General features: G+C 33.3%; 6 protein-coding genes. 3 read left to right on the forward strand and 3 right to left on the reverse strand.

The annotated features are described in order from the left end of the window. Positions 1–6 precede the first annotated feature (6 nt). Positions 7–2433: an ABC transporter permease gene (locus tag HH304_RS10205; RefSeq protein WP_169681012.1), complete on the reverse strand. Its 2427-nt coding sequence runs from the start codon at positions 2431–2433 to the stop codon at positions 7–9. Between the two features lie 143 nt (positions 2434–2576). Here HH304_RS10205 and HH304_RS10210 point away from each other — a divergent pair, with 143 nt between their 5' ends. Next, positions 2577–4040 (forward strand): OmpP1/FadL family transporter, encoded by a 1464-nt coding sequence (locus HH304_RS10210; protein ID WP_169681014.1) that lies wholly within the window; start codon positions 2577–2579, stop codon positions 4038–4040. Here the strand turns inward: HH304_RS10210 and HH304_RS10215 are convergent. Further along, entirely contained in the window at positions 4037–4870 is an 834-nt protein-coding gene (locus tag HH304_RS10215) for an alpha/beta hydrolase family protein (RefSeq protein ID WP_169681016.1), read from the reverse strand. The two genes, HH304_RS10210 and HH304_RS10215, sit on opposite strands and share 4 nt — an antisense overlap. Positions 4871–5441: 571 nt before the next feature. On the opposite strand from HH304_RS10215, the gene HH304_RS10220 reads away from it, so the two are divergent. Both HH304_RS10220 and HH304_RS10225 read left to right on the forward strand, forming a co-directional pair. Further along, a complete protein-coding gene (locus HH304_RS10220) occupies positions 5442–6023 on the forward strand; it encodes a YceI family protein (RefSeq protein WP_169681018.1) in 582 nt (193 codons plus the stop codon). Between the two features lie 25 nt (positions 6024–6048). Continuing rightward, on the forward strand, positions 6049–7338 hold the full coding sequence (locus tag HH304_RS10225; protein ID WP_169681020.1) for a hypothetical protein: 1290 nt from the start codon (positions 6049–6051) through the stop codon (positions 7336–7338). A 360-nt stretch (positions 7339–7698) separates the two neighbouring features. On the opposite strand, the gene HH304_RS10230 is transcribed toward HH304_RS10225, so the two are convergent. Then, positions 7699–8034 (reverse strand): hypothetical protein, encoded by a 336-nt coding sequence (locus tag HH304_RS10230; RefSeq protein WP_169681022.1) that lies wholly within the window; start codon positions 8032–8034, stop codon positions 7699–7701. Between the last annotated feature and the right edge of the window lie 541 nt (positions 8035–8575).

The following is an 8575-nucleotide window of genomic DNA, read 5'->3' on the forward strand; positions in this document are numbered from 1 at the left end:
ATTCTTTTACTCAGATTTCAAAATCAAAGCAGGATTTTTACTCGATGCTTTCAATAACTGAAGACTTATATTTATGCTGATCACGAGCAGTATAATTGCTGGTGCCACAAGAAAATGCCAAACTTCGATATCTATTTTATACACATAATTTGACAACCATTTTTCCATCATTTTATAAGTCGCCCAAAAAGCAAATGGAAGTATTGGAACAGTAATCAATAAAAAATCCTTTGTCATTAATACTCCCAATGATTTTAATGTCGCTCCATGTATTTTTCGAACAGCTAATTCCTTTTCTCTTGACTTCATAGAATAAGAGATCACCCCAAACATTCCAACAAAAGCAATTAAAATTGCTAATGAAGAAAAGATATAGATCAAAGTAAGCTGGTTCTTTTCTGACCGATATAATTTATCATAAAGATCGTCCAGGAAGCTATAAGTGATTGGCAAACCCGGATAATTATCCTCCCATGCCGTAATTATCTGATTAAGGGTGTTATCAACATTTTTGCCTTCAATTTTAACCAGAATATTATTTACCCATACAGGCTCATTGATAAATACAACCGGGTCAACACCATTTTTCAAGGTTTCCTGATGGTAATCTTTAACAACTCCGATAATTGGTCCTTTTTGAAGCTGTATACCCCCAATGCTCCAGCTAAACATTTTTCCTATTGCTTCCTCCGGACTATCCCATCCGACAGTTTTCATAGCTGTTTCATTGATTATATATTCACGGGGTGAATTCTGAAGATGACCATATATATCCTTATCTATTTCTTCTGATATATCATTACTCTTAAACTTCGAAAAATTGCGTCCTGATATTAGGCTAAGCCCCATAACTTCTATAAAGGTCTTATCAACTACCTGCATATCCATTGACACATCCTTGTTATCTTCAGCTATCTTTCCTTCAGCATAAACAGGCCCTGAATCTCTGATTTCTCTTGAAGGAACTTCCATTGCAGTTGTAACTCCTTTAACACCAGAAATGCTATTTAAAGAATTTCGATACCTATTCATTTTCCATTTAACAGATCCTGGGATGTTGGTAATTGCCAGTACCTGATCTTTATCAATACCCAAATTCTTGTTGACTATAAAACTGAATTGAGAACTGGTGATTAAGGCAACTGATATTGTAATTATACATAATACAACCTGCCCCGCTATCAATATATTTCGAGGGCTAAACCGTGAATGAACTTCAATTCCTGCTATTTTATTTCTGAAAGAATCTGCTATTTTTTGCTTTGACAGGAAAAATGAAGGGAAATACCCTCCGGCAAAAGAAATTAATATCACTAATATGAAAAACAGACCTACAAATGGATAAATATTAATTTCAAGAACAGTAAGCTGTTTAAAATATGGCAGAGTAATAAATGTAACTCCAATAGAAATAATCGCTGCCACTAGAACCACAAGGAAAGATTCCAGAAAATAATACTTCTTCAAGTCAGAAGTAGTTGAACCCAACACTTTTCTTACCCCTACCTCTTTTATCGCTCTGATAGATTTGGCCGCATTTAAATTAATAAAATTGACTACAGACAAGATTAGAATCACCATCCCTACCAAGGCAAATAAGTAAATATATGTAGTATTGCCATTTGGGATAATCTCTCTGGCCAGATCTGAATTTAAATGTATTGATCCCAGGTTTTGGAGTTTAAAATGCACTCCTTTCATATCCTCTCCACCAAATTCAGAAATAAAAGGCCCAAATTTACTTTCAAGAGATTTAGCATCACCTTTATCATTTAGCAGTAAGTATACATAGGCCCAACCTGTTCTTTGATCTTCTCCATTAATAGAGGTCAATAAATTTACCGGTAAATGAGTGTTTTCAGGCAAGTCTTTCATTAATGCAGTTACCAGATATCTGACTTTGGTAACTCCATCTGGTTGTATCAATTCAACTTCTTTACCAATTACATCGGTACTACCAAAGAATTTCATAGCAGTTGACTCAGTCAATACTATTGAGTTTGGCTTTTCTAAAGCATACTTTGAGTCCCCTTCTAATAATTCAAAATCAAACACCTCAAATACGTCCTTATCTACTGAATAGGCATTTTCCAATTGAAAAGAATTTTCTCCAACTATAAAATTCCGTGGATAATAATCCTGAAACCTGATCAGGTGTTCGATTTCTGAAAACTCATCTTCAAGTTGATTTACCAGATCAAAATTCACCCTTGCCCAATGCATATCATATCCAGGTTTTTGAATATGCATGGTTAACCTTTCTATCCTGTCACTTTTTTCATGAAAATCATCAAATGACAATTCACTGTATAAGTAAATTGAAATTAGAAATATTACGGACATACTAATTGAGAGCCCTATGACATTGATAAATGTAAAGGAAAGATGCCTTTTAAGCTTTCTAAAAATTATTCTAAGGTCAGACTTGATCATTGGTAAAGGAGTTTAAGTAATCAAATATCAGGTATCTGATTCAAACCTATTGTTAAACAGGTTATAAAAAGTACAAAAATTTGTAAAAATCCCACATAAAAAATGTGTAAATTCCTATGTATATCATCTTAACAACTAACTAAATGCAGATTAGATATTTCTTAATCCTAATACTGCTTTCATACTATTCATCAGTAGGGCAAAACTCTCATTACTGGACCAGAAACTATGGTAGCCAATCGATGTTACTGAGTGGTTCTGTTATCGGTGGTGTTTCTGATCTTGGTGCTGTATACTATAACCCTGCCAGACTTGCTTTAACAGACAATCCTGCTTTTGTCTTAAGCGCTGATGTATATGAGCTAAATACCTATAAAATTGATGATGCTGTAGGAAATAGAGCTGACCTTAAAAAAAATTCATTTGGAGGTGCTCCAAGCTTAGCTGCTGGTACCTATAAAATAAAAAAGTGGCCCAAGCACTTCTTTTCGTATGCAATCCTATTGCGGTATAATGAAGACTTAAGCTTTAATTACAGAGACCAACTTACAACCGATGTTATCAAATCAAGCCCTGGAGACGAATTATTTGAAGGAGAAATCAGCATAACTAACAAAACCAAAGACGAATGGTTTGGACTGAGCTGGGCCTATTTAATTAAAGAAAATCTAAGTGTAGGCTTGTCGGTATTTGGAACTAAAACAGAAGTATCTAAAGGAAATACATTTAATCTTAGAGCCCTGGATTTGAATAATAATGTCACTATCCTTGATTACAATAGAAATTATAGTATTGACAGTTACAATTTATTATTCAAATTGGCAATGGCATACAAACATAACAAAGTTGATTATGGACTGACGATGACACTTCCGAGAATCAATCTAACAGGTAATTCCAACTATAATTACCAGGTGTTTTTCTCCGGTGCAGAAGGAAGTACAATCGCAGACATTTTCGGCAACAGTTACCAAAGTGATTTAGATATCGACTTAAAATCACCATTCGCCATTGGAATAGGAGCTAGTTACCATATTGCTCCAAAACGAATAATTCATTTTAGTGCGGAGTATTTCTCGAAGGTAAAAAACTATACCATTATGCAGGTGCAGCCTCATAATCTTCAGAGTAACCCCGACTCAACTGTTAATTTTACTTTATATGATAGAAGTAAAAGCATTGTCAATTTTGGAATTGGCACCGAATGGTATCTTAGCGATAAAGTGAGTATCCTGGCTAGTTTTAGTACGGATTTTAGCTCAATACCTGACAATAAAAATTCGTTTATTAATCAAGAAGATATTGCCAGTAACTCTGTTAATACCGCTAATTATTTTCATATAGGAACCGGTGTACTTCTCACATTTAAAGGAGCAGAATTCACATTGGGTGCTACTCATACTGGGGGTAAGGTAAATTTCAACCGCCCCATAGATATTCCTGATGAACCAGGTAATACTGCGCCTATTATTGAAACAGATGAAAAAGGAAAACTTAGGTGGGATCGATGGCAGTTTATAGTTTCATTTTCAGTGCCTTTTATTAAAGACTACGCAAAAAAATTAGAAGACAAACTACTTAATGGCAGTGATAAGAAGAATAACTAAACCAACTCTTCATTTATCAATTGCCATAAATCAGAATTCCTTGATTTAAAAATACCAAAATGACTGAGAGTCTTCTTATTTAAATCATTAGGATCAAAATGCATTCTATCTACTCTGGCATTCACAAACTTATTAGCGAGCCAATCAACCGAAGCTTTTGGAGCATAATTATCATCTGAAAAACTAATTGACACCACAGGACATTTAATTTCATCAAAAAAAGTTTCATTTTGATGATCCAAATAATACTCCTTTGACCTGCACCATTTTGCCCATTCAAGTGCTGCCTTGGGTGGTAAATCTTCCATCCCAGAAATTCTCCCAGGTAAATAACCGAAAGTATTCACCAAAGTTGGAATGAGCAAGTACCAGTTTGTAATCATCTTTAACCTTGAAAGACCTTTCCAATATTTATAATAAGCACTTTGAGAAGCAATCAAAATTATCTTATCAAGATTAATGGCTTCAGGTATTAGCCCGATCATTTGTCCTCCAATACTATGGCCCAGATAATTAATTCTTGAAATTGACAACTCAGATCGAATGAACTCTATAACCCTTGATACATCTTTCCTGGCCCAATCTACTACACTTCTATCAATAAAACGTGGATGTTCAGGCTTAGACTTACCTATACCGAGGTAATCCATTAAAACGATCTTAACATTATTATTAATTGCAATCCATTCAGCTATAGGAAAATAAAATAACATTGGTACCCCATTTGCTGGCACAATCAATAATGAAGATTCATACTCTTCTTCCTTATTAAAAATCAATATGTTCATTCCATCTGGAAATTGATGCTGTATGAAAAGTTCCTCTTTCATTATTTAGAAATATTTTCCAAATACAAATTAACAATTTTGAAAACGAGTGAAATAATATAAACACATTATATAATCACTTATACCCATATAATAATTTTAGACTTCAAATAATTAACTAAAAATCTGATTACTATCAGTATGCTCATTTTAAAAATTACTTCATAAGCTATTATTAACTATTTAAAATATTACTCAATACCCATTTTTAAAGACAAATTATTTCTAAGGATATTATTATTAATTCTATACAAGAAGATAAATAATAGATAGATATGAATGTTCATACCCCACCCTTATCTATATAATTAATCACATCTAACCTACCGTTATTAAGATAAAAAACCATTTTAAATAAAAATAATACAATTTAAAAAGATATTAACATCCTCAGAATTAGTGAATAATATGACTAATATCATATTGCCTATACATATATGTCACATTCAATAAACCAAATAGCGGCTAAAATTGAATCAATAATAAAACAAACGCCGGGGGCGTGGATATTCAACAAGAATCATGAAAGAAAATAATTGAATATCTAACAATTAAAAACTAAAAGTCAATAACAATGAAGGATACCAGCAGAATAACAGCAATTACATTAATGCTTCTTTTATTGACAGCCTTTAACTCACAACTATTGGCTCAATATAAAGTTGATAGCAAAAATTCAGAGCTTACAGTTCTAGGAACATCATCCCTGCATGACTGGGAAATAGTTGCCGAAACCCTGGAAGGTAATGCGAATTTTGATCTAACAGGGGGCCTTAAAGCCGTAAACAATTTAAGCTTTGATGTAGTAGTCAACAGCATGAAAAGTGGCAAATCGGGTATGGACAAAAACACTTATGACGCTTTAAATGAGAAGAAATACAAAAATGTATCATATAAGCTGACTAAGGCAAACAAAATCACGCCTTCAGGAGGAAAGTACAAGGTTGATGCTACCGGAAATCTGTCCATAGCAGGTAAATCCAAAAGCGTAAATATGGTAGTTACTGTTACTCCATCAGGTTCAACAGTAAGTATTGCCGGATCATACAAAATGAAAATGACAGATTTTGGAATTGATCCTCCAACCGCAGTTTTTGGTACAATCAAAACCGGCGATGAAATAGAAATAAAATTTAATGTTAACTATATAAAATAGACTTTTACTAAATCATATTTCAATTATGAAACCACTAGTTAAAATTTCGTTATTAGTCGGACTGATGCTAGTTTCTATCAGTTCAGCTTTTGCTCAAGTTGATTTTCAAAGAGACCTCCCAAACTTCCGTTATAATGACAAAAGAGGATTGAATGTTTTTGAAGAACCTAAAGTTGATACCTCTAATATTAGAGGAATCAGAGTAGTCGTTGGTGGTGATTTTGCCATGCAGTTTCAGGGTTTAAATCAGGAGAATGCATTTGGGACAGGAGACGCAGATGATCAAATCCTAGCTGATTTGGGTACTAACTTCAACCTTCCTACAGCAAACCTTAACCTTGATGTACATTTATATGATGGTTTAAGAATGCACTTAAGAACTTATCTTTCTTCTAGACATCATGAAGAAGCATGGGTAAAAGGAGGTTATTTACAAATTGATGAACTGAATTTCATTAAAGAAGGCTTCCTTGAAAACTTTATGGATGTATTCAGATTAAAAATTGGTTTGGATGAGATTAACTATGGTGATGCCCATTTCAGAAGAAGTGATAACGCTCGCGTGATATTTAACCCATTTGTTGGAAACTACATCATGGATTCATTCACAACAGAAGCGTTTATTGAAGCGTACGTAATGCCTGGAAACTTCATTGGTATGATAGCCATCTCAAATGGTAAATTAAATCAGAATGTTATTGTAAATGATAACACAGATAATAAATTATCATTTTATGGAAAAGTTGGTTATGACAACTATGCTACTGATGGAGTAAGATTCAGAATTACCGGTTCTTGGTACACAAATAATGGAACATCTACAGGTACCTATTTATATAACGGAGACCGTGCAGGAGGTAGATATTACGGAGTGATGCAAAGCTTAGATGGTGGTAGTGACTTTGAGCCTAGATTTAGCCCTAGATTCAAACAAAACACTTCTTTCCAAATCAATCCATTTCTTAAAGTAGGAGGATTAGAATTCTTCGGTATCTATGAAAACATTGGAAATGGTGATGATGAAGGTAATGGATCATTTAACCAGTATGCAGGTGAATTACTTTACAGATTTGGAGGTAATGAGGATCTATTCATTGGAACAAGATACAATTATGTTTCTGGTGAAAGAAATGAAGGAGACCCAACACTTGAAATCTCAAGATTCAATATTGGCGGTGGCTGGTTCTTAACTAATAACGTTCTCATTAAAGTAGAATATGTAAACCAAAGCTACAGTGGTGATGGCTGGAATGGTCAAAAATATCAAGATGCAAGTTTTGATGGATTAGTATTCGAAGCAGGTATCAGTTTCTAATATCAATACCAAAAAATAATTAGTATGTAGTGTATGTCTCTACTGAATTCAAAAAATTACTTTTAGTAATCGGGTTGACCACCAAGAATTCAGAAACCAGACATACACTACTTTTTTATTGTATGTCCTAGCTTTGAATTAGATTTTTAAACAAATAAAGCCAAACATTCTCATTTTAATAGTTTACGACAAATATTAGAATTATCAAGATTCTATGGCTGAGGCTTTCAATACAAAATTAACACTCTCATTTCCCCAATTTGAATCGAGCCATTAAACAACCTGCCAATATCAAATAAATAAATTCAATCAAAAACTCACAAACCTTTTTGATAAAGAATTAGATTAATCAAAAACATTTTAACGCCCTTGATTTAACATACCTCCATCTATTGTTTCCAGTTCGCTCAGATTCCCTCTTTTTGACCAGGATTTTTCTAACACCTTATATAATATGTAATCACATAATATCCCAAAAGGTATTGTTAACAAGTTCAGTACTATATCAGGAAGGTCTGTAAAAATATTTACATCAAGCATAAACTCAATTAAACCTAATATAATACCTCCAATAACAGTTCCGATAAAGTAGATGACAATTCCCAAAATAGCAAATCCCCATTTTGAACGATTAAACTGATCAGCGAGATTATAAAAATATTTGCCGATCCAATAAAGTAAGGCTATTCCTAACATAAAAAAATATTGGTTAAAATTAAAAACTACAATTGTAGCTATCAATTATTAAAATTCATAATGAATAATTGAATTTAAGCTTAAATACTAGCTTTTGACACTTACGTAGAGTGTAGTGCTTACTTAATTAGATTAACAAAATAGATATACCTAAAAAGAAACTTAATTTTAAAAAGTAACCATAAAATAACCCTAAAGTAAACATTGTCAACTGGAGCATGAATGCACGTCTCAGATTAAGGATTAGAACATAAAAAACATTGAAGCCAACCCCATGACGACATATATGAGAATAATCATAAGCGAGTTGGTAATACTATTGTCCCGTAACGATGTATAAATTAACTGACAATGCTGTGCAGCAATGAGGATGTCGGGCACCATTGATGAAGGTTCGCTTGGCATTTCAGGTTCCATGAAAGTGTAAAAGAGTAAGAGTGAGAGTAAGTATTGAGGCGATTAGTACTATAAAAATCAGGGCATAAAAAAACCCTCACCGGAATCCGATAAGGGTTTTGATAATAAAATGGCGATGACCTAC

The sequence above is a fragment of the Marinigracilibium pacificum genome (assembly GCF_012926615.1).
Taxonomy (GTDB): Bacteria; Bacteroidota; Bacteroidia; order Cytophagales; family Cyclobacteriaceae; genus Mangrovivirga; species Mangrovivirga pacifica.

Excerpts from the sequence above, each read along its gene's own strand:
- HH304_RS10230 (WP_169681022.1), bottom strand. The coding sequence starts at position 8,034 with ATGTTAGGAATAGCCTTACTTTATTGGATCGGCAAATATTTTTATAAT.
- HH304_RS10225 (WP_169681020.1), top strand. The coding sequence starts at position 6,049 with ATGAAACCACTAGTTAAAATTTCGTTATTAGTCGGACTGATGCTAGTT.
- HH304_RS10210 (WP_169681014.1), top strand. The coding sequence starts at position 2,577 with ATGCAGATTAGATATTTCTTAATCCTAATACTGCTTTCATACTATTCA.
- HH304_RS10220 (WP_169681018.1), top strand. The coding sequence starts at position 5,442 with ATGAAGGATACCAGCAGAATAACAGCAATTACATTAATGCTTCTTTTA.
- HH304_RS10215 (WP_169681016.1), bottom strand. The coding sequence starts at position 4,870 with ATGAAAGAGGAACTTTTCATACAGCATCAATTTCCAGATGGAATGAAC.
- HH304_RS10205 (WP_169681012.1), bottom strand. The coding sequence starts at position 2,433 with ATGATCAAGTCTGACCTTAGAATAATTTTTAGAAAGCTTAAAAGGCAT.